Genomic DNA, 18,383 nt, shown 5'->3' on the forward strand with positions numbered 1-18,383 from the left:
CCTACGAAGCCGGGCAAGTAAATCCTGCCGTTGACTCCGTACAGTCTCCTGACCCGTTTCCTGGTGGAGCCCCACAGAATCCGAGCGGCATGCAGGCGAAGTACCAGCCGGTACGGGGCAGTCTTTGTGTGAGTCCGACAAAGGCTCACTGTGGTCTGCTGCACACCCCGGTCAGCCTCCGGGTGTGGTCCGGTTGGGCGTTCTGCACTCGTTGGACATCGTTGAGCCGTTTCTTCACCGGGGCTCCGGGGTCGGCGATGGTCAGCAGCACCGCCTCGTAGAAGGCGTCCCGCACGTCGGCGGGCATCACGTCCGACGCGTCCAGACAGAGCGGCACCCGCTGGTCGGTGAGGCGGCTGCTGATCTGTTTCTCGACCGTACCCTTCCTGGCGGGCACGTCGGGGTCCGGCGAGAATACCCCGGCCCTGCGGCCCCACTCCTCCTGCGCCGGGCGCGAGGTGAGCCGGGTGAGCAGATCGCGGGCCTGTGCGGAGTCGCCGAAGAGCGCGGCGAAGTCGGCGGACACCTCGCGGCCCTTGAGCGTCGGGCCCGAGGGCAACAGCGACGCGGAGTCCGTGAAGGCGGCCCGCCCGCTGTGGTCCCTGTAGAAGGACCGGGCGAAGGAGCCCTGGTGCTCCAGGACGCAGCCTTTGTCGTCGAAGAGCAGTCCGTGCTTGCCGGGCTCGCCCCGGTGGTCGTCGAGCAGGGCCCGGCGGGCGGTGTCCGGAGCCTGGGCCAGCAGGCCGGCCCACAGGCTCCAGGCATGGACCACCCGGGCGTTAGTCCAGCTCAGGTCCCCGGTCGCCCAACGCTCGTACAGCACCGGGCCCGCCGTCTGCAGGATCAGGTCCTCGATCCAGTCGCTGCCCGGCCAGCCCGTGGCCCCGTCGTCGCCCATGCCGATGCACCAGGAGGTCAGCGGCGCGGGGTAGGAGGGCGGCGGCCGGTCCTTGCGGTACCAGACGATGCTCTTGAGGTCCGCCTTGAGCGGCACCCAGAGATCGGCCTTTATACCCTTCGCCTCCGGCTGCCAGGGCCTGCCGTACTTCGCGCCCGCGCCCTTGCCCAGCGGACGCAGCCGCTTCTCCGCGGCGTACTCGACGAGATCCCCGACGCCGGGCAGGATCGCGATGTCGGGCGGATTGCCGGCCTGCACCGCAGCGAGCAGGACCTCCCGGGTGGCGGCGGTGCCCTGGTAGGTGTACGGGGTTCCCAGGGTGTCCAGGACGGCCTGGAACTGGGCCTGCTGGTCGTCGGTCCACGGCCCGAGGATCGTCACCTTCGGCTGTTCGCCGCCGCCGGGCGCGGCGAGTCCGCAGCCCGCCGCGGCCAGCGCCAGACACAGGACGAGCAGGACGGCGCGGGCGCGCGGCATCATCCGGTCCTCCAGTAGTCGGCGTTCAGATGCCGGCCGATGCCGACGGCGGGCAGCAGCACGAGCAGGGCACCGACCGCCAGCGCCCCGTAGTAGGTGCCGCTCTGCCAGCCCTCGGCAGCCAGTCCGGCACGCGCCTTGGTCGACTCATCGGTGACGGCCTGCTGGGCTCCGGCCAGAACGCGAAGTTCGCGGGCCTGTTGGTCGCGGTCCTGTTGGTCATGGGCCTGTTGGTCACGGGCCTGTTGGTCATGGGCCTGTTGGTCACGGGCCTGTTGGTCATGGGCCTGTTGTTCGATCCGGAACAGCCGGTCACGAGCGGTGGCCAGCTGGTCCTGGGTCTTGTTCGTCGCGATCAGCGGGCCCGTCGCCAGGAGGACGACGGCCAGCAGCGAGACCAGCAGGCAGAGGTCGAGGCTGTGGCCGCAGCGGGTGCGCAGCACCCACAGCGCGGAGAGGGTGATCAGGGCCATGGCCAGCAGGCCGAGCTCGGCGACCGCCCAGCCGGACCACCGCAGGGGACTCATCGAGGTGAGCGTGTCGATCCGGTCCATCTGGTGTCCCTGGAGGACGTCCAGACGCGGCACCACACCGGTGCCCCTGCGGGTGAGGAGGGTCTCGGCCTCGGCGAACTTCTCCCTCTGCATCAGCTCGTCCGACACGTACTTCACCGCGCCGGGGGTGATGGAGCTGCTGTACGAGGTGAGCAACCCGTTCACGGTTTCGAGCACCCCACGGCCGCGGTCCCCGTCGATCTGCACGTCGGAGAGCCGGGACAGGCCCTGGTCGGCGGCGGCCAGTTGGTTCTCGTAGCGGGCACCGGCGCCGACCACATCGGCGATGCCGCTGTCCACGGATGCCTGGGCCTCCTTGTGGGCGCGCAGCAGGGCGAGCTGGGTGGCGGCCACGCCCTGCACGGCCGGGGCGCCCCGGTCGCGCATCTCGCCCGCCGAGATCTGGACCTCGCGGTACGAGACGAGCAGGGCGCTCATCGAGACCAGGGTGGTCACCAGCATCGCGGCCAGATGCCGCTCCAGCAGCCGCCGGGTCCTGGACCGGTAGGCGCGCCGGCCCGATCGCCGTCCGAACCTCACAGCTGCCTCCCGCAGTGGATGCAGAACACGGCCGCGGGTCCGGCCGGACGGTCGCAGTACGGGCAGTGGAGCGCCGGCCCGTCCGGGGGTGCCGGGGGCAGCTCCATGGGGTGTCCGGAGGTGATGCTCAGCATCCCCTGGCGGACGGCGCCCGGGTCGACGGCCGGCCCGATCCGGACGACCCCCCGCGGGCCGTCCACGATGCGGGCGACCTTGCGGACCTCGTCCAGGACCCAGTCGGCGGCGATCTCGGTGGCGAGCCGGACGGCGAGTCCGAGCTGCGCCTCGGCCCGCTCGCGGCTCCCCAGGTCGAGGGCGGCGTACCCGTCGTTGAGGGCGGTCCGCATCCGTGTGGAGACGTTCATGGTGTGGATGTCACGGCCCGCGGCGCCGGAGATGCGGGCGGTGGCCGCGGCGGTGCCCGACGGCAGCCAGCGGACCACGACCGCTTCGGTGGCGCCGCCGACGGTGACGGCGGCGAGCTGGAGGGGGACACCCAGCGGGTCGTTGCCCGCGTCGGCCCGGAGGGTGAGGAGGTAGTCGCGGGATTCCGGCTTCCACTGGTGGGTGCGGAACTCCAGCCGTCGCGGGTCGTCCCGGACCGGTTCCGGCTCCAGCCGTTGCTGGTGCGGTGCGGTCTCGATCAGCGTCGCTTCCCGCACGTTCGGACGCACGGTCACCTCGATGGGCAGCTCGGGGCTGCGGACCTTGCGCAGCCTGCCCAGGGCGGTGGCGACGGCGGGGGCGAAGGCGTCGGGCGAGGAGCCGGCGGCGCCGTGCAGCCGTTCCGCGACGGCGATCAGCGGAGCCGGGTCCCAGCCCGCTCCCGGGGCGACGACATCGGCGGTGAACTCCCCTTCGCAACGGGCCAGTTCGCGACTCAGAGCGCTGTCCGGGCGGGAGGCGTCGTCCTCGTCGGCCCGGCCGGCGCCGTCGGTGACGAGCACGAGATGCCGTACGGGGAGGGCGCGTTCGGCGAAGAGTTCGCGGGCCCTGGCCAGCCAGGTGGTGTACCCGGCCGGCGGCTGCCTCTCGTCGGCCGCGGCGATCCGTCCGACGCTGAAGGCGGCGTCCCGACGGTCGGCGGGATCGGCGAGCGCCCACCGGCCGCGCAGCGGGTAGCACTGCGAGGCCCCACCGCCCAGCACCGTGTAGGAGATCCCGTCGGGCAGGGCGCCCACGGCTTCGGTGAGCGCCGCGACGGCCGCGTCACGCCGCCCGGCGGCCACGTCCACCGCGACGACCAGGGCGATGTCGACGGCGGGAATCCGGTCGCGCGGCCCGACCGCGACGGCGCGGACCCGCACATGGGCGTCGATCCGGGCGTCCGGGTCCGGCCGCTGCTTCTTCGCGGCCTGGACGGACAGGCTGATCCCGAGACCGGCCAACGCGGCGGTGCGGCCCATTCAGCTGCCTCCAGGGGTACGGCGTCGGGGTGGTAACCAGAAACGGGTCTGCGGGCGGACGGCGTGGGAGAGGTCGATGAGCTTCTCGTGGTCGGCGATGTCCTTGCACTGCCGGGCCATCCAGCGGTAGCACCGGGCCAGTTCCTCCCGTACGGCCCGCTCCCCGGGCACCGGTGCCGGTGGCAGTCCGCGCCGCCACCAGCGGGCGTCGGGCCCCGGGCGGCCGGCCTCGGCCCGGACCGCGTCGAGCTTCCACTCGTACAGTTCGGTGCGCAGCAGCCGGGCCGACTCGTCGCCCGTCACCACGGACGCCGGATGCGGCCCGGGGCCGCCCTCGCGCAACGGGACGGCGGCGAGCACGGTGTCGATCCGCCGCTTCCCGGGCAGCGGCCGCCCGCCCGCCGCGAGCCGGGCCGCCCGGATGCGCAGCGCGGCGATCCGGGCGACGGCGTGGTCGCGCGACTCGTCCGGCACCAGGTCCAGGACCTCGGCCGCCGCGTCCCGGTCGCCGCGCGCCAGGGCCAGCCTGGCCAGGCCCAGGGCGGCGCCGACGTGGGAGGGGTTGCGGGCGTGCACGGCCCGGAAGAGCTCGAACGCCGAGGGGCCCGGACCGGCCGGGCGGTCCGGGCCGAGCTGCTCCGCGGCATAGGCCAGGGCCAGCTTCGCGGCGTACTCGCCGGGCAGTGCCCGGTGGACGGCGGCGAAGTGATCCAGGGCGGCCTCCAGCAGTTGCCGCCGGTCGTCCAGGACCTCCGCGCCGCGCAGCGCGACGAGTCCCCGGTGCCAGCTGAGCCGCCACTGCCGCACCGGTCCGGGGCCGGGTATGGCGTCCGCCGCCTCCACCTGTTCGCGCGCCCGGGCCAGCGCCTCGCCGCCCTCCTGGCCGAGCAGCAGCCGGACGTTGTGCAGACAGATCTCCACCGACCGCTCCCCCTCGGCGGGCTGGGTGAGCAGCCGTCCGGGGTCGTAGCTGCTCACCAGGAACCGGGCCGCCTCCGGGTCCCCGGGGTAGGGCCTGGGGACCGGCAGCCGCCGGGCGATCTCGGCGGGGGTGGGGAGCCCGGAGTCCAGGACGGGCGCCTCGGGCGTCTCGTCGCGGCGGTGCGGGGCGCGATCCAGCCAGTGCGCGTACTCGGGCACGGTGCCCAGCCGGGCGCCGAGCAGTTCGGTGGACGGGGTGAAGTAGGCGGACGGTTCGGTCCGGTCCCGTTTTCCGCGCAGCGCCCGGATCTCGCGCAGCACTCCGCGCAGCTGGCCCGCCATCTCCTCGGCGTCGGCGAACCGGCGTTCCGGGTCCTCGTCGGTCGCCCGCTCCACCACCAGGCGGAACGAGCTGGTGCCGAGGCCGGGTACGTCGTCGCCGACCGCCCAGCCCGCCAGTTCGGCCAGGGTCACCCCGACGGTGTGGATGTCGTGGGCCACGGTCAGCGGACTGCCGCCGACCGTCTCGGGCGCGGCGTACCTGGGGGTGATGACGGGCGGCGGCCCGGCGGTTCCGCTCTTCCGTACCCCGCCGAGGTCGATGACCTTGACGCCGTCGTACTCGTGGACGACGTTGGACGGCTTCATGTCCCCGTACAGGAACCCCATGCCGTGCAGATGGGCGAGGGCTTCGAGGATCTGGCAGCCGTAGGTGATGACGTGTTCGATGTCGAGGACGAAGTTGCCCTGCCGGGTCGCCTCGACCACGGCGGAGAGCGTGCGGTCCCCGACGTCCTGCATCACGATGTAGCCGCCGGAGACCGTGCCGTCCGCGCTGCTGGTGCTGACGAAGTCCCGGATCTGGACGATGCGTTCGTGCCGGATGGCGACGAGGCTGCGGCGCTCCTCGGCGGCTTGGGCGGCGCCCCTTTCCGCGTACCGGTTCAGCATCCCCTTCACGGCGACGAGGTCTTCCAGGTGGGTGTCGAGGGCGAGGTAGACCCAGCCCTGGCCGCCGTGGGCGATGGGCCCGAGGATCCGGTACTGGTCCTGGAGGAGCGGCCCGTCCCGGCTGAGCTCGGGGCGGTAGGAGTACGGGGCGCCGCACTTGGGGCAGTGGCCCTCGTCGGGCGGCGGGGATGCTGTGTACGGGGCGACGAAGTACGTGGCGCAGGACTTGGACGAGCAGCTCATCCGGACGTGTGCCTGTGTCACGGCGGCGCCCAGCCGCTGCTCCGGGGTGCTCGGGCTGAGCGGGGGCAGTTCCAGCAGCCCTCTGGGGCCGCACTTGTCGGGGGTGGTGGGCAGCGGCGGGAGTCCCGGGCCGTCCTCGGAGCGGCCGCAGGTGTCGCAGTAGCCGGTGGACAGCACGGCGCCTTCGCAGGGGGCTCCGGTGAACCGGCGGTGCGGGCAGGGGATCCTCATCGGCGGCCCGCCCGGCCGTACCGCTGCAGGTCCGCCCGGAGTTCACGCAGCAGGGCGCGCAGGCCGCGGAGCTGCTCGTGCGGGTCCGGGGCGGCGCGCAGTCGTGCCAGCTGCTGCCTGCGGCGGGCCGCGCCGGTGCGTGGCAGGGGAATCAGGGAGCCCGACTCCACCAGGCCGTTCAGCCCGGTCCATTCCGTTTCGATCTCCTCGACGCGGCGGACCAGTCGCTCGGCCCACTCGTCGAGGGCGGGTAACAGCAGCTGCCGCGCGACCTCGGTGACCTCTTCGCCGTGGCTGTCCCGCACGATGACGAGCAGCCGGAAGCCGAGCGTCCGCACCCGTGCGAGCAGGGGCACCAGCCGGAGCGGCCTCGGGTCCTCGTCGAGTCCGGTCACGGCGAGGGTTGGCCCCGCGCTCCCCGGCTCCCCGTCCGCCGGCCGCTCGGGCGGGGTGCCGCCCGCGAGCAGCCAGTCGCGGTAGGCCTGGGCGAGGTGGCGGGGCGGTCGCAGCCGGGTCACCAGCTCGTCGGTGAAGTCCTCGGGGGTGGTGCGTCCGCCCCGGTAGACGAGGTGGGCGCGGTGCAGGTGGTGCTTGAGGGTGCGGTCGCGGCCGCCGCCATGGGGTACGACGCTGAAGCGCACCGCGGGCTCGTCGCCCCCGGCGAACCATCTCCGCAACCGCCGGTCCAGCCCGTGGTCCCAGCCGTCCGGGCCACTCAACTCGGCTACGAGTGGCACGAGTTCGGCGATCCGGTCGATCGGGATCATGTACGAGAACGCAAGGTCGTTGTCGGCGGGCAGCGCCAGATCGAGGTCGCCGCGCCAGCTGACGACCATTCCGACGACCCGCTCGGGCGATCCGGCCGGCCCGCCGCGCACCTGCACGGCGGCCCCGCTGAACCCCGGTTTCACCACCTGTTCGTTGCGTGCGGCGTCGAGCTGGATCCACGCGCCGTGCGCTCCGCTGATCCGCCCGGTCAGCCACATCCCGTCGGCGAAGGATCGGGCGTACCCGCCGATCCACACCTCGTCGCCGCGCTCCAGGCTCCGTTCGAGGGTCGCGGGGGTGGCGTGCGGGCGCGGGCTGTCCAGGGCGAGTACGGCGATGTCCTCGCGGGTCGCCCCGAGTCCGGGCAGCCAGCCGCCCTCGGCCACGCGGGCCCCGACGGGGGCGATGGCGGGGTTCTCGGCGAATTCCACCCAGATCCGGGTGTCCGGCTCCCCCACGACGTGCGCGCAGGTGAGTGCCCGGTCCCGGGTGAGCAGCACCCCGGCGCCGCAGACCGGCCCGTCCGCGCCGCCCCGCCGTAACCGGAGCCGCCAGTCCGCCTTCAACTCCCCCATGCCGCAAGAGAATACGCGCGTAGCGGGCGCCGCTCCCAGCCTTCGGACACACTCCGGTCACCCGGTGTCCACCGAATGTCACGACCGGGAGGGCCGCCGCCGCATGCGCGATGCGGGGCGGGCGCGCCGGTCAGGTGCGCCCGCCCCGCATCGCGAGGGCTCAGCCGCCGCAGTGGAAGCGCGCGTCGCCCCAGTCCGCGTGGTCGTTGCCATTGCCGTCGCCGCCGTCGCCGACGACGAGTTCGACGTACTTGGCTCCGGTGACGTCCGCCGTCAGCGACCAGGCGCTGTCGGCCGCCTTCAGCACGGGCGACTTGACCTTCTCGGTGCCGTCGGCCTTGACGGAGAACTGCACGCTGCCGGCGGTCTTCTGCACGTCGTCCACGCCGACCTGGGCGGTGAACGAGGTGCACTTCCCGCCCAGGTAGTAGCGGATTCTCGCCGGTGCGTGGCTGCCGAGACCCTTGGTGTAGACGGTGGAGCCGATGGTCAGCGGGGAGCCGTCGCCGGTGCCGGTCTCACCATTGGAGAGGTCCTTCTCCACCGGGCCCCAGCCGTTCTCGGAGGCCGTCCAGTCCAGGTCGCCGGCCCAGCTGTCGGTGGTGGGCGGCGGCGGCAGGGTCCGTACGGAGGTCTGCGCGCCGAGGGTGCGCCGTGCGCCGCCGACGGTGTACTCGGCCTCGGAACTCAGGCCGTACGTCCGGTACTTGGCGTCGACCGGCGGGGTGACCTGCCAGCTGCCGGTGGCCTCGGCGCCCGCCGCGACCGAGTCGAAGGTGACGGCGCCGGAGGGCTCCGCCTTCCAGCCCTCGGGTACGGACAGGCTCAGGGTGACTCCGGTCGCCGCCGTCGCCTCGTAGTTGGTGAACGAGACCTTGACGGTGTTGGCCGTGCCCGGCTCCAGGGTCTCGGCGGCCGGCTCGACGCCGAGGGTGCCGCAGGCGGCCTGCTCGGAATCGGGGGCCGGGCCGAGGTCGGTCACGGTGAAGGAGTCGAGGACGAAGTCGGCGCCGTCGGGGGCGTCGTCACGCTTGCGCAGGCCGGTCCAGGTGTCGCCGCAGCCCGCGGTGACGGTCTCGGCGAAGTGGCCGGTGGTGCGCTGCTGTCCGATGGCGGTGGTCCGGGTCTCGACCGAGTCGGGCTTGCCGTCGGTGGTGATCCGGTCGTAGCCGTCGACCCATTCGTAGGCGCCCGCGTGGCTGGACTGGTAGTCGTACTCGACCTTGTAGCGGTGCCCGTCGGCCATCGGCACGGTCCACGGGGCGGTGCGGTAGACGAGTCCGGCGTTCTCCTCGTGGGACTTGAGGGACTCCTTGCCGCCGATCACGTCATCGATCAGCTTCCCGTTCCAGCCGGCCTGGGTGTACGGGGCGTGCAGCTGGGAGATGACCGTGCGGGGGTCGGTGGAACCGCCCGCGTCGCCCTTGAGGAAGGGGCCCCAGCCCTGGTCCACGGCCTCGAAGTCCTCGTAGGAGAGGGTGTTCTCCTCTGTCTTCGGGGCATTGGCGGCGATGCGTACGTCATCGGCCCGCACGCTCGCGGCGCTGCCTCCGGCCGCCTCGATGCGCAGGGTGGTGCGGCCGTTCGCGGGGGCGGTGAAGTTCGCCTTGGCCCGCTGGAAGTACGTGCCGTGCCGTTCGGACGCGGCGACCTGGTCCTTGACGGTGGAGCGGTCCACGGCGACCGTCTTCCCGCCGATCGAGAGCGTGGTGTGCCGGGTCCTTCCGGGCTGGACCTCGATGAGCGCGGAGGCGGTGTAGCGCTTGCCGGGGGTGAGGCCGTCGATGCGCTGCGCGAGTGCGGCGGTGCCGCTGCCGGAGAGCTGGGCGCTGTCGAGGCCGCCCGCGTCGGTCTCGCGGGCGACGGTTCCGGTCTTCGACCAGGCGGTCAGCCCCTTGTCGTTGAAGCCGGGGTCGTCGACCGGGGTGCCCTCGCCCCACTTGGGGTCGGTGGCCTTCGGTGCCTGCCGCGGGTAGAGGACGTACGGCCGGCCGGCCTCGGCGGTCAGCGTGATCTTCCCGTCGACGGACTTGACCGTGCCGCTCTTGACCCGCCCGTTGTCGGTGAGTTCGTAGACGGTGTACGTGCCGTTCGACGGCACCGCCCAGCTGCTCGTACCGCCGGACTTGCTGTAGTGGTACAGCTTCTTCCCGCCGTCCCACGGCAGCAGGTAGTCGGTGCCGCTGAGGACCTTGCGGCCGTGGTCGTAGAAGGTCCGCTTGCCGTCCTCGACCGTGCCCCGGACACCGCCGGTGAGGGTGATGTCGTTGCCGTCCCAGCGGGTGATCTGTCGCTGCTGGAGGTACTTGGCGGGCAGGTTGCGCTGCCAGATGTTGTCGTAGAAGGCGTTCCAGTCGGTCTCGCCGGTCCAGCCCTCGAACTCCTCGATCGCCGTCTGGCCGAGGACCGGGTCGTTGTTCCAGACGTCCTTCTCGCCGTTGCGGATGAACCGGATGATCTTCGAGTTGAGGCCCTTGTCGGTGGCGCCGCCGTAGTCGAGGTCATTGGCCCAGTGCGACCAGAGCGAGCCGCGCTCGAACTTGTCGGCCCACTCGGTGGCGACGTTCCAGCCCTGCTTCTGCACGGACTGCAGGGTCTTGTCCGCGATCCAGCCGTGCGTGTAGTAGACGTCGATGTAGAGCAGGCTCAGGTTCGGGTCGGTCTCGTCGCGCAGCTGCTGGAAGCGCTTGGCCAGGTCACCGCTGTTGATGTCGCGGCGCTGGTCGATGTAGTAGCTCTGCCCCAGCCAGTTCCAGCCGGGTTTGGTCTTGTCGACGAGCTTCTCGTCGAAGGCCTTGGCCTCCGGGTACGCCTCGGTGGCGTTGACGTGGACGCCGAAGGTGGCGCCCCACTTCTTGCCGTCCTTCAGGAGCTCGTTGAGGTCCTTCAGCCCTCCGGCGCGCTTGTTGTAGTCGCCGCCGTAGTCGGGGTGGGCGGAGTCGTGGCCCTCGGAGGCGTATCCCTTGAGGAGCGCCAGCTGCCCGAGGCCGTCGGTGGCGAGGGAGATCCGCTTGACGTCGTCGAGGGTGCGCAGGAAGGGGTGGGTGGCCTGGCTGGCGAAGTTGAACGGGATGTGGGTGACGACCCGGTCCGGGGTGTCCTTGCTGCCGGGCGCCTCGACACCGATGGAGCGGAACGCGACGGCGCCGTCCTGCCAGTCGACCGCCCGGTCGCCGTTGGCGTCGGGGGTGACGACGACCTTCGCCCGGGGGAGGTCGTCCCCGCTCTCCGGCTTCGGTGCCCCGTCGCCCCGGTAGGTCCACTGGCCGGACCAGACGCCGACCCGGACGCTGCCGTCGTCGGCCTTGCGGGCCTGGTGCCAGAACCGGGCGTCGTCGCCGCCGGTGGCGCCGGACGGCTTGTCGTACGAGGAGTTGGACTCGACGGCCGCGGCGAGCGAACCGGTGTTGACGATCGCGTACGAGGCACCCACCGGTGCCTTGTCGGCGGCGGTGTCCGAGGTGACCTTCGAGAAGACGTCGGCGGTCTTCGTCGAGTCGTTGTCCAGCCGGGTGAAGGCGGTGGCACCGCCGGTGTCCGTGGAGCCCACGGAGACCAGGTCGTGGCCGGGGATGTCGATGGTGCCGACGCGGAACGCCTCGGTGTCGCGGACGGCCGTCACCTTGAAGGTGGTGGCGCGGCCGGAGACGGAGAGCGAGGCGTCGATCTCGACGCCGGGCAGGTCGGTGAAGGTCAGCGTGTAGCGGGCGGCCGAGGCGGTGACCCGGGGGGCGCCCTTGAGCTTCACCGGGTGCGCGGTGCCGTTGAGGGTCACGGCGGTGACCGGCTGCGTACTGCCGAACAGCCGGGCGCCACTGGCCTTGTCGGTGTACGTCAGAACGCGCGGGAAGTCGTCGGCGACGGCGACCGAGAGCTGCGCCGATCCGATGACGGGGGCGCCCGCGGGTACGGCCGGTTCGACTGCGGCGGGTGAGGGAGCGGAGGCGGCAGTGGCGGGGAGCGCGGTCCCCACCAGTGCCAGGACGGCGGCTGAGGCGGCGGCGACAGCGCCCGCCGAAGTGAATCTTCGCGACATGTGCTCTGAGTAGTCCCCGTGACTGGACAGCGTCAACGACGTGCGGCTTCTGGGGACCCTCCAGTCCAACAACCGCGTTGCGTAAGTCCAAGCGGAGCGCCGGACAGGGGCAGTGACCGATCGTCAGGCGGGTGGAAAAAGTTCCCCGAAGCCGGCCCTCACCCCGAAGCCCTCCACGTAGCCTGCTGCCCAATGACGAGCACGCGGTGGGGGGCGGTGCGCGTCCGCTGCCGCGGCTCACCGACGGATGACATCAGGGGGCAGCATGCTCAAGCTGGACGCTCCGGGTAGGTCCTTCCAATCCGTGATCTCCAACCACGACTATCCGGATGCGGAAGCCGAGTGGAACGGGACCGGGCCGGGGTGGAGCTGGATGTGGGTCCCGTACCCCTTCAACTCCCAGCACGTCCAAGGGCAGTTCAGCCGACAAGTCTTCAAGCGCAACCAGACGTCACGCGGTGATCTCCGGGCTTTCGTCGGCGAGAACCTCGCCGAGAACGATCGACGCTGGTCCAAGGCGGCCGCTGCCACCCTTCGTGATGTCACTGCGCAGGAGTTCGTCCTGGTCTGCTCGAACGTCTGGGCATTCGCCTTGTTCGAGGTCAACTCGAGCTCGACCGCGAATTCCGGTACCGCGTTCTACAACCGGTGGGTCGGAGCGGTGAACGCCGATCCGCAGGCCCCGTACATGCTGATGGCCGCGGAGAAGCCGACCGTCATGGCAATGGGCTGACCACGGTTTCGCCTCACCGGCCGAGCGCCTGCCGGACGGCGTGGAGCCGGTCCGGCAGGCGTCACCGGCGGACGTGGAACATCACCAGCGGAGAGCGGTGAAGTCGATCGGCCGGGGCCGCAGCAGCGCCGTGCGTTCCGCCAGCGCGTGCAGCCGCCGGGACATCTCGCCGGCGTCCCGGCGCTGCCGGTCGCCGTGGCCGGGCAGCACCCACTCGAACCGCAGCCGGCCCGCCGTCCGCGCCAGCGAGGCGGCCAGCTCCTCGATGGAGTACCAGGTCACGCTCTCCGCGACTTCGAGGTCACCGGTCGTGCGCGACCAGTAGAAACTGTCGCCGCTGAAGCAGTACCGGCCGTCGGCGAGGTAGAGCACGCTGCCCCGGGTGTGGCCGGGCAGCGGATGGGCGGTGACGCCCTCGCCGATCTCCACCGGGTCGAGCCCCCGGATCACCCGGTCCGCGTCCGGGGCCGCGTCGAGATCGCCCTCGTGGATCCACATCCGGGCGCCGAAGTGGTCGGCGTAGCGGCGCCCGTGCGCGACGTGGTCGCGATGGGTGAGCAGTACGTCGGTGACGGGCCCGGTCGCCGCCACGTACCGCTCGGCGAGTCCGGGGCTCCAACGCGGGGTGTCGATCATCATGACCGTGCCGGACGGGCGCCGCAGCAGATAGGAGTTGGCGCCGGCGGTCTGCCGGGAGTTGTGCCCGCAGACCAGTACGCCGTCGTCCAGCGCCATCGGGAACGGGTCGAGCGCGGGGTCCGGCTGTCCGGAGGCGGGGCGGATCGAGCGGGTGTGGCAGGAGAAGACGGCGGCGTGTAAGCGCCGGTTCTCCGCGTCATCGCTCGGCTGCCTCAGAATCCGCGATGCCCCTTCCTCCTCGACGATCAGCTCCGGCGCGAACTGCCGGGCGACATCGCAGTTGGTGCATCGGTCGTCCACGTACCAGTCGGTCATGGCAGGGCTCCTTCCACTTCCACGGAAACGACCCTCGTTCGGGGCCGCCGTTCCAGGGATAGCCCACGCGCGGCCGGAACCGGTAGACCCTGCCGATCTTGTATCTCGGTCCCCGGGTCCATCTCGTCGACATGCCGCGCCCCACCCCCGCCGGCACCACGAACTCGCACCACACCACCTTGCCGGGGTTCCGACTGGCGCAAGTCGAGCTACAGCGGCAGCCAGGGCGGTGACTGCGTCGAGGTCGCCGCCCACCCCGCCGCCGTCCACATCCGTGACTCCAAGGTGACCGACGGCCCCGTCCTCACCGTTCCCCCCGCCGCTTGGACCGCGTTCCTGGACGCCACGGTCTGACGACGCTGCGGCCCGGCGTACCGGGCCGCAACCCCCCTTTCGATGTGTCGAGTTGTGAAGACTTCCCGTTTCTGAGAGCGCTCTCAGTCATAAGTCTTGACGCCTGATGCGGCCCTCACGAGAGTGGTTGACCCCCCACACCTCGGGAGTCTCTCGTGATCTCGCGCAGACTGTTCCTGACGGGCGGCGCCGCCGCCACCGCCACCGCCCTCACCTACCCCCTCTGGGGCAGCGCCCTGAGTCCGAGCGCTTCCGCCGCCCCCGCAACCTGTGAACTCGCACTGGAGAACCGCTCGTTGCCGGGCAGAGTCAACGCCTATGTCACCGGCCACGAGCAGGGCACCGACCGCTGGGTGCTGCTGCGGGCCGACGGCAGCGTCTACCGCCCCGACTCCCCCGCCACACCGCAAACCCCGTTGCCCGTCGACTGCGCCATCCCGCTGAACGCGGCGGGCGGCGGACCGGTGGTGCTCACCCTCCCCCAGATGTACGGCGCCCGCGTCTACTTCGTACGCGACGACACGCTCACGTTCTATCTCAACCCGGGCCCCGCCCTGGTCGAGCCGGCGTTCGCGACATCCACCGACGCCAACTACGGCCGCACCTGGTCCTTCTGCGAGTTCACCTTCAATCCTCAGCAGCTGTACGCGAACATCAGCTACGTCGACCTGGTCACCGCACTGCCGATCGGCCTGACCCTGACCGGCGACGCGACGCACACCGTGGCGCCGCTCCCGGACGGCGCGGTGCAGCGGATCGCGGACGGCCTCACGGCCCAGGCCGCCGCCGACGGCCGGCCGTGGGACAAGCTGGTGATCCGCGGGGCGGACGGCAACGTACTGCGGGTGATCTCACCGCAGAACCTGATGGCACCGTTCTTCGACCGCCCGGACGAGATGCCGTTCCGGGACGTGTTCACGTCCTACATCGACCGGGTCTGGGAGAAGTACCGCTCCACCGACCTGCGCATCGACCTCCAGGGCGGCCGGGGCGTCCGCGCCGGCCGGGTAAACGGGGACGTCCTGGCCTTCGAGGGCGGCCACACCTTCACCAAGCCCACCTCCAAGGACGTCTTCACCTGCAACCACGGCCCGTTCGCCAACAACCCGGGCGACCCGGACGACAAGAAGGCCCTGCTGGCCCGCCTGGCCTCCGGCTTCAACCGCTCCCTGATGCTCACCCACCCCGACCAGCCGAACGGCACCTCGACCGCCGACTACTACCGGGACCCGGCCACCAACCACTGGTCCCGCGTCGTCCACGCCAACACCCCGATCGGCTACGCCTTCCCCTACGACGACGTCCGCCCCGACGGCGAACCCGACGTCTCCGGCGCCGCGAACGACGGCAACCCGCGCCGCTTCACGGTGAGCGTGGGCGCCTGAGCCGGGGCGCGCGGACGAGCGGCCCCGCCCGTGCGGGGCGGACCGCCCCGCACCGCAGCCGCGTCCGCTGAATCGCCGCCGGGGGCCGGTCGGTCAGCCCGAGGTCGGCGGGGTTCGGCCGTCCACCTCGTACTGGCCGACTTCGATGAAGTGGCGCAGCTCTTCCGGGGTGCCGTCCACGACGTTCTCGGCCGCCGTGCGCAGGGCGTCGCTGATGTTCGGGTCGGCCAGGATCCTGAAGACGGCGACACGGTCGTCCTCGGCCTGGGCGAGGCGCAGGCCCGTCTTCAGGAAGTTGCGCAGGTCGTCAACCGTGCCGTCCAGGGCCTTCTGCGCCTCGCGGTAGACGCCCTTGCCGATGTCGGGGTCGCCCAGGATCTTGAAGACGGCGATGCGGAGTTCCTCCTCCGACATCGAGTCGTACGGGGACTCGTCGTCCTGTGCGGCCGACGCGGTGGCGGGCGAGGAGGCCGCCGCGGCGGCGAAGGACGGGGTGGAGAGCAGCAGGGCCGGGGCCAGGGCGCCTGCGGCCACGGCCAGCGCCGCACGGGTGAGTCTCATGGGTCCACCTGCTTCGCGTCGAGGAAAGGCCGGTGCGCGGTGCACCGGCAGCCGCGCGGTCTCCGGCGGCAAGGCATCTTCCCAAGGAGCGGCTCCCGGCTCATTTCCCGGACCGGGCAGTCTTCGCCGCCGGCTCGTTGCCGAGGTGATCACACACCCGTGCGGGTGCCCGTCCGGTGAACGGGGCACCCGCACGAACTGACGCTCGCGATACGGAAGTCAGCAGCCGCCGCAGTTGTAGTACGTCACGTCCCAGTGGTTGCCCTCGTCGGCGTAGATGTTGCCGGAACCCGCCTTGTACTGGGGGGCACCGTCACCGCGCACGCCGATGTAGGTGAAGACGTTGTGGACGTAGTTGGTGAGGCAGGTCGACTTGGCGAAGTCGAGCTTGTAGCCGTTCCAGTGGGAGTACGTGCCGCCGGCGTGCCCGGTCTCGGTGCCGCCGGTGATGTTCAGCGCGCAGCCCGTGGCGCTCTTGAGGGTCTGGGCGCCCTGCGCGGTGGCCAGGTTGAGCTGGTCGAACGAGGTGCAGGTGGCGACGTTGCGGTTGGAGCAGCCGCCGGAGGACGACCAGGTGATCCCGGAGGAGCTGAACCGGGCGGTGGCCTCGGCGTGGGTGAGCTTGGTGACGGCGTGGGCCTGGGTCGCGCCACCGCCCAGGACACCGATGCCCGGGGCGAAGAGAACGCCCAGGACGAGGGCGAACGCGGTCAGGACGGGGCGCAGTCTCATAGGGGACAGCATGGGGGACTCCTCCTGCTCATGACAAGTAAGGGCATGGAGATACTGCCCGAGTTCTACGCGCGTCCGCCAGAGGGGAGCGGCGATCGGACGCGGGAGTTGCGCCATCGTTCGGCCGCCACTCACGAACACCCGCCGCCTTGATGTTGAACATTGAACTAGATCGCGCTACAGTCAATCTCGTTGAAGGTTAAACAATCACTTCGACCGCTGCTAGCCCCCCGCTCGATCGCCGCTCGATCACGTCCCCCGAGGAGGAGCCATGGCTCTGTTCAACCGCAAGAACAACAACGCCCCGTCCGCCACCGCCACCGCCACCCCCGCCGTGGACCCGGCCCTCGCCGCCCTCACCGGCGACTACGCGATCGACCCGGCCCACAGCAGCATCGGCTTCACCGTGCGCCACGCCATGGTCACCAATGTGCGCGGCACCTTCGGCGAGCACGAGGGCAGCCTGAAGCTGGACGGCTCCGACCCGGCGAACTCCACCGCCTCGATCGACGTCAGGATCGCCAGCGTCGACACCGGCATCGCCGACCGCGACGGGCACCTGGTCAGCGGCGACTTCTTCGACGCCGAGAAGTTCCCGCTCATGACGTTCCGCTCCACGCAGGCCGAGCAGCTCGGCGGCGACAAGTACCGCGTCACGGGCGACCTGACCATCAAGGACGTCACGCGTCCGCTCTCCATCGACCTGGAGTTCAACGGCTCCGCCACCGACGTCTACGGCAACGAGCGGGTCGGCTTCGAGGGCAGCGCGGACATCCTGCGCTCCGACTGGGGCCTGACCTGGAACGCGGCGCTGGAGACCGGCGGCGTGATGGTCAGCGACAAGGTCAAGCTCAACTTCGACATCTCCGCGATCAAGTCCGCCGTGACGCAGGCCTGACGCCTGCCGCCGCCACACTCCCGCGGCCCGAGCGCGCCCGCCTCCCCCTCCCCCGCCGGGGAGGGAGGCGGGCGCTCGGCGTTTGCCCCCCCCGGTCAGGCCCGGCGGGCGGCGACCGCGCGGTTCACGTCATCGGTGATCAGGTCCGCGTTGATCGCCGCGGCGGCCTGCACCCCGGCAGCGGCAGCAGCGACGACCTTTCCCTTCGGGTCGGCGACATTGCCGGCCCCCCAGACACCGGGGACCTCCGTCGCCCCGGCCGGATCGGCTGCGACGTACGTACCGATCACCTGATCCGCCGCCTTCGCCTCGGCCGCGTCCAGCCCCAGGCCCGCGAGGAAGTCCGCGCGGGCGGTGAAGCCGGGCTGCACCACGACGGCCTCGGCCGCGACGACCCGGCCTCCCGCCAGCCGGACCCCGGTGAGCCGGTCGTCCGTCACGTCGAGACCGGTCACCTCGCCGTCGACCACGGCGACGCCACGGGCGGCCAGCTGCTCGTACTCCTCGTCCGTGGGCTCGGGCCCCGTGTGGCGGAAGAGGGTGATGTCCTCGCTCCACTGGCGCCACATCAGCGCCTGGTGCACGGCCAGCGGCCCGGTGGCCAGGACGCCGACCGGGCGGGAGCCGACCTCCCAGCCGTGGCAGTACGGGCAGTGCAGGACCTCGCGCCCCCACCGTTCGGCCAGACCCGGCACCGGGGGCAGCTCGTCGACGAGGCCGGTGGTCACCAGGAGCCGGCGCGCCGCGACCGGGGCCCCGTCCTTCCGTACGACGCAAAATCCCTCGCCGTCGGGCAGCCGCTCGGCGGCCACCACGGCGTCCTGGACGACCTCTCCCCCGTAACGGGTCAGCTCGTCCCGGCCGGTGGCCAGCAGCTCCGAGGGCGGGACGCCGTCGTGCCCCAGGTAGCCGTGCATGTGCGAGGCCGGGGCGTTGCGCGGCTGCCCGGCGTCGATCACCAGCACCGACCGGCGCGCCCTTGCCAGGGTCACGGCTCCGCTCAGTCCGGCGGCTCCACCGCCGATCACCACCACGTCGTAGCGCCGTTCCGCGCCGCCGCCCCCGGTCGCCGCCCCGCCGCCGCTGTCCACGCTGTCGTCTCCGGTCGTGTCGTTCATGAGAAGCACCTGCCTTTCACCGGAGAGCGTCCGCGAGACAGCGAAGTT

General features: G+C 71.7%; 13 protein-coding genes and 1 pseudogene. 4 read left to right on the forward strand and 10 right to left on the reverse strand.

What is annotated here, in order from left to right; all coding sequences use genetic code 11:
- Positions 1 to 145: 145 nt before the first annotated feature.
- The 6 genes from BT364_RS23915 to BT364_RS23940 form a co-directional block, all read right to left on the reverse strand.
- Positions 146 to 1,378 (reverse strand): extracellular solute-binding protein, encoded by a 1,233-nt coding sequence (locus BT364_RS23915; protein WP_072487291.1) that lies wholly within the window; start codon positions 1,376 to 1,378, stop codon positions 146 to 148.
- Entirely contained in the window at positions 1,375 to 2,469 is a 1,095-nt protein-coding gene (locus tag BT364_RS42295) for a hypothetical protein (RefSeq protein WP_256260184.1), read from the reverse strand. Before BT364_RS42295 ends, BT364_RS23915 begins: the two co-directional genes overlap by 4 nt.
- Positions 2,466 to 3,875, reverse strand: a complete 1,410-nt coding sequence (locus BT364_RS23925) for a vWA domain-containing protein (RefSeq protein WP_072487292.1) — start codon at positions 3,873 to 3,875, stop codon at positions 2,466 to 2,468. The genes BT364_RS42295 and BT364_RS23925 overlap by 4 nt, the downstream gene beginning before the upstream one ends.
- Complete coding sequence (locus BT364_RS23930) at positions 3,876 to 6,221, reverse strand: serine/threonine protein kinase (protein WP_072487293.1); 2,346 nt, start codon at positions 6,219 to 6,221, stop codon at positions 3,876 to 3,878. It lies immediately after the preceding gene.
- A complete protein-coding gene (locus BT364_RS23935) occupies positions 6,218 to 7,564 on the reverse strand; it encodes a S1 family peptidase (protein ID WP_177328211.1) in 1,347 nt (448 codons plus the stop codon). The genes BT364_RS23930 and BT364_RS23935 overlap by 4 nt, the downstream gene beginning before the upstream one ends.
- Before the next feature lie 160 nt (positions 7,565 to 7,724).
- A complete protein-coding gene (locus BT364_RS23940) occupies positions 7,725 to 11,600 on the reverse strand; it encodes an endo-alpha-N-acetylgalactosaminidase family protein (RefSeq protein WP_072487294.1) in 3,876 nt (1,291 codons plus the stop codon).
- A 304-nt stretch (positions 11,601 to 11,904) separates the two neighbouring features.
- Between BT364_RS23940 and BT364_RS23945 the strand changes: the two genes are divergently transcribed.
- Complete coding sequence (locus BT364_RS23945; protein WP_143166533.1) at positions 11,905 to 12,333, forward strand: hypothetical protein; 429 nt, start codon at positions 11,905 to 11,907, stop codon at positions 12,331 to 12,333.
- Between the two features lie 81 nt (positions 12,334 to 12,414).
- Here the strand turns inward: BT364_RS23945 and BT364_RS23950 are convergent, their stop codons facing one another.
- A complete protein-coding gene (locus tag BT364_RS23950) occupies positions 12,415 to 13,287 on the reverse strand; it encodes an MBL fold metallo-hydrolase (protein WP_072487296.1) in 873 nt (290 codons plus the stop codon).
- A gap of 192 nt (positions 13,288 to 13,479) precedes the next feature.
- On the opposite strand from BT364_RS23950, the pseudogene BT364_RS23955 reads away from it, so the two are divergent.
- A pseudogene (locus tag BT364_RS23955) lies at positions 13,480 to 13,641 on the forward strand (DUF397 domain-containing protein); the annotation flags it as partial.
- A 155-nt stretch (positions 13,642 to 13,796) separates the two neighbouring features.
- Positions 13,797 to 15,026 (forward strand): glycoside hydrolase family 64 protein, encoded by a 1,230-nt coding sequence (locus BT364_RS23960; RefSeq protein WP_072487297.1) that lies wholly within the window; start codon positions 13,797 to 13,799, stop codon positions 15,024 to 15,026.
- Positions 15,027 to 15,119: 93 nt separating this feature from the next.
- On the opposite strand, the gene BT364_RS23965 is transcribed toward BT364_RS23960, so the two are convergent.
- Together BT364_RS23965 and BT364_RS23970 are read right to left on the reverse strand one after the other, a co-directional pair.
- Positions 15,120 to 15,587, reverse strand: a complete 468-nt coding sequence (locus tag BT364_RS23965; RefSeq protein ID WP_072487298.1) for an ALF repeat-containing protein — start codon at positions 15,585 to 15,587, stop codon at positions 15,120 to 15,122.
- A gap of 219 nt (positions 15,588 to 15,806) precedes the next feature.
- Positions 15,807 to 16,331 (reverse strand): hypothetical protein, encoded by a 525-nt coding sequence (locus BT364_RS23970; RefSeq protein WP_072487299.1) that lies wholly within the window; start codon positions 16,329 to 16,331, stop codon positions 15,807 to 15,809.
- A gap of 259 nt (positions 16,332 to 16,590) precedes the next feature.
- Here BT364_RS23970 and BT364_RS23975 point away from each other — a divergent pair, with 259 nt between their 5' ends.
- The gene (locus BT364_RS23975; RefSeq protein WP_072487300.1) at positions 16,591 to 17,217 is read left to right on the forward strand and encodes a YceI family protein; all 627 of its coding nucleotides are present in this window, start codon (positions 16,591 to 16,593) and stop codon (positions 17,215 to 17,217) included.
- A 95-nt stretch (positions 17,218 to 17,312) separates the two neighbouring features.
- On the opposite strand, the gene BT364_RS23980 is transcribed toward BT364_RS23975, so the two are convergent.
- Positions 17,313 to 18,335, reverse strand: coding sequence for an NAD(P)/FAD-dependent oxidoreductase (locus BT364_RS23980; protein ID WP_079179601.1), 1,023 nt, complete (start codon positions 18,333 to 18,335; stop codon positions 17,313 to 17,315).
- Between the last annotated feature and the right edge of the window lie 48 nt (positions 18,336 to 18,383).

The sequence above is a fragment of the Streptomyces atratus genome, assembly GCF_900119365.1.
Taxonomy (GTDB): Bacteria; Actinomycetota; Actinomycetes; order Streptomycetales; family Streptomycetaceae; genus Streptomyces; species Streptomyces atratus_B.

Coding starts and splice junctions, on each gene's coding strand:
- BT364_RS23915 (WP_072487291.1), bottom strand. CDS start 1,378: ATGATGCCGCGCGCCCGCGCCGTCCTGCTCGTCCTGTGTCTGGCGCTG.
- BT364_RS23925 (WP_072487292.1), bottom strand. CDS start 3,875: ATGGGCCGCACCGCCGCGTTGGCCGGTCTCGGGATCAGCCTGTCCGTC.
- BT364_RS23930 (WP_072487293.1), bottom strand. CDS start 6,221: ATGAGGATCCCCTGCCCGCACCGCCGGTTCACCGGAGCCCCCTGCGAA.
- BT364_RS23935 (WP_177328211.1), bottom strand. CDS start 7,564: ATGGGGGAGTTGAAGGCGGACTGGCGGCTCCGGTTACGGCGGGGCGGC.
- BT364_RS23940 (WP_072487294.1), bottom strand. CDS start 11,600: ATGTCGCGAAGATTCACTTCGGCGGGCGCTGTCGCCGCCGCCTCAGCC.
- BT364_RS23950 (WP_072487296.1), bottom strand. CDS start 13,287: ATGACCGACTGGTACGTGGACGACCGATGCACCAACTGCGATGTCGCC.
- BT364_RS23965 (WP_072487298.1), bottom strand. CDS start 15,587: ATGAGACTCACCCGTGCGGCGCTGGCCGTGGCCGCAGGCGCCCTGGCC.
- BT364_RS23970 (WP_072487299.1), bottom strand. CDS start 16,331: ATGCTGTCCCCTATGAGACTGCGCCCCGTCCTGACCGCGTTCGCCCTC.
- BT364_RS23975 (WP_072487300.1), top strand. CDS start 16,591: ATGGCTCTGTTCAACCGCAAGAACAACAACGCCCCGTCCGCCACCGCC.
- BT364_RS23980 (WP_079179601.1), bottom strand. CDS start 18,335: ATGAACGACACGACCGGAGACGACAGCGTGGACAGCGGCGGCGGGGCG.